This is a genomic window from Bacillus sp. 5w2, from assembly GCF_054353775.1.
Genome location: NZ_JBTIWT010000041.1, coordinates 1 through 3,014, shown reverse-complemented (window position 1 = coordinate 3,014; position 3,014 = coordinate 1). Strand labels below are relative to the sequence as shown.

At 32.7% G+C, this 3,014-nt stretch carries 2 pseudogenes; one reads left to right on the top strand and one right to left on the bottom strand.

The window, feature by feature from the left end:
- Positions 1-1,164: 1,164 nt before the first annotated feature.
- Positions 1,165-1,980: pseudogene (locus ACXY7N_RS30235) on the bottom strand (proline dehydrogenase family protein); the annotation flags it as partial.
- Here ACXY7N_RS30235 and ACXY7N_RS30230 point away from each other — a divergent pair.
- A pseudogene (locus ACXY7N_RS30230) lies at positions 1,975-2,856 on the top strand (aminotransferase-like domain-containing protein); the annotation flags it as partial. The pseudogenes ACXY7N_RS30235 and ACXY7N_RS30230 sit on opposite strands and share 6 nt — an antisense overlap.
- Positions 2,857-3,014: the final 158 nt, after the last annotated feature.

Here is a 3,014-nt window from a genome sequence, read left to right as displayed (position 1 = left end):
CTACACCTCTATATGCTAATCGTCAATACCTTTTTATAAAGTTATTCAAGTTAATATTTTTACACTCTCTAATCTAGAGAGGAGCCTCTTCGCTTTAATTTCTTCTTCTAAAATATATTCAAGTTTACTTATACCCTAGACTTAATTGGTATGGAAGTTTTCCTCTAGCGAAACTAACAACCTTATTTTAATAACTACTAATATGTAATTAAAAAGTTATTACGCTCCCTAACACCTCTTTGTTTATCAGGCACTCTATTAGAAACGATTGAAGATATACGTATTCTTATAACAGGCAACGATACAGAAATTCTTATGTACTACTCTAGTTATAGCGTTCCCCTTATATGAAGTAATGGTTACTTACCTGTTTACTCGTAAATATATAGAAACACACTAATACATTTACTAACTATCCCTGTATCACTGAAATAGCAGACTTATATCTCTTTCATCTTTAGCAGCATCCATTTCCATATGGCCTAGTCGTAATAAATTTTATATCCCCTTAACAAACATTTAAGATATACAAATAAACTATATTCGAGGCCCGAACCCATTAATAGCATTTCTTTTTTAAACACATATACTGGATTGAAAATACGTACCTGAATTGATCAAGTGTACCTAACACACCCAGAAGGAACGTTTGTTCTACTTATATTTTATTACTTTTTATCACATTTAAGGATGTTTATCCAATACCTATATTTACGTTTTACCGCTAGAAGAGCAAATCGAGTTACTAACAAAGTATGTAATTTTAATGTTTCTATTATATATCCTCCGTTTTGAAATACATATAGAATTACAAATTCATTTATTTCTAGCTATAAACCTAAGAATACATACCAATAAGAAACCAACACATATAAAACACCCACAAAAACAAATCCTACAACAAGGTATACTACAGCTGTACAATTATAACTCATAATCTTTTCAACACCTATAGGGGTCCTGTCCGCATTTAATACAAATATAAACTAAAAAAATTTCAATTAAAAAAGAGACGGAATCTCTACTCTAAGGAAAATCCGACTCTTATTTTTGGGCCACAACAAAAAAATTTAACTTACTCGCTATAACTGAACTCCCTCATACTAACCATAGCCAAAATAATTTTTACATTTAAGATTAAATATCTATTTAATCTTCCCTACCCTACTGTACTGAAGATGAATGTATCATATCTATCACTGCATGATATAAGTTTTCCGGATATTCAACTATCCGATGGCATAAATACAAGTACCACTCTTTCCCATAAGTCAAATACACCCTAGCATTATGTCCTTTGTTTTTCAAATCACTTAACATATCCGGACGAATTCCATATAGCATTTCTATTTCTACACTAGATTGACTAAAGTATTGACGTTGCTCCATTTCTTTAATAAGAATTTCATCATGTGTAGCTATAGATACAGGATGGTTATTTTCAACTAGTTGTTCTACGATCTGAAGATACTGTTGATTTAAGTCAGTTGATCTAGGTATAGCAATATCCGAAACTTCTTGATAGGCACCTTTTACAACTCGGATTTCCCCGGGATAATGTAGGAGTTCTTGAATATCCTTGTTTGGGCGATATAAATGCGCCTGAATCGTTATCCCTACATTAGGATATTGCTCAGTCGTTTTTTTATAGATGGAAAGAATGTCTGCTGCTTTAGATGATTCTTCCACACTTATCATAAGGGTAGTTCCATGTACTTTCGCCTTCTCTGCCAACTCCATTAAATGAATATAAGATATTTCTGGATCTATAGATAACCCAATATGCGATAAATCGAGTGATACTGTTTGTTTCATAGATAGAGCACCCATATCCCCAATAAGATTCCAAAACTCATCTTTTGCTTTATAACATTCCTCTATATCTAGAGTATTTTCCCCTATGTATTCTAGTGAAGTATGATAACCTTTTGTAATTAGTTCTTTTGCTATCACAATCCCCTCATGTCTCGTTTCTCCGGTGCAACGCAAGCTTTAACACTTGTTTCTAAGTTACTTTTGTCAACAGGCGACGAAGTACTAATAGAAGATCCCATCACCAATGACATTCAAACAATCTTAAAAATTCAGGAGCCTTCCTTTATCCTATACCAGTTGATGATAATGGGATGGATACATCTTTGCTGCCTGCAAATAAAAACCCAAAATTCATCTTCACTACTCCTTCTCATCAGTTTCCTTTAGGAGGAGCGTTACCGATTCAACGACGGGTTCAATTGATTAACTACTCAAGAAAAACAAATTGTTATCTCATTGAAGATGATTATGACAATGAGTTTCGATATGAAGGCTCACCTGTAAGTTCATTACAGGGATTGGATCCCGAGCGTGTTATATATAGGTTCATTTAGTAAAATTTTATCACTGGCCCTTAGGATGGGATACTTAGTTCTTCCCTCACACCTTATTGAAAAATGTCGCAGGATAAAATGGTTTTCAGATCTACATACATCTTCTTTAAATCAACTTGTCCTTACTAAATTTATTGTCGAAGATTATTTGGAACGGCATATTATGAAGATGAAAAAAATCTATAAAAATTGAAGAGACATCCTTATCCAGCAATTAAAATTAGTATTCTCAAATAAGATCAATATTTTCGGTCATTCTACAGGATTACACCTGATTGTCAAATTCAATCAATTTCAATTCACCAAAGAATTACTTGAGAAAATCCAACAACTTGGGGTTAAAGTATATCCTGTGGAAGACCACGCTATTGAAAAAGGAAAACATCATAATCGAATTATTATGGGGTATGGACATTTAACAACTGAAGAAATAAAAGAAGGTGTGCGCAGGCTACAGAGGGCAATACCTTGCATATATTCTTGTTAATAAATAGACTTTAAAACTCAAAGTTAAAGAGTCTAACAAACTTGTCCATATTTTTCTGAAGGTATGCTATTTAGATGTGAAATCATAATTAAATAAAGCTGTTTCTTGCTAGATAAAAGTGCTCATAGAGCCAACATTAATTACAAGCTTATTTTATT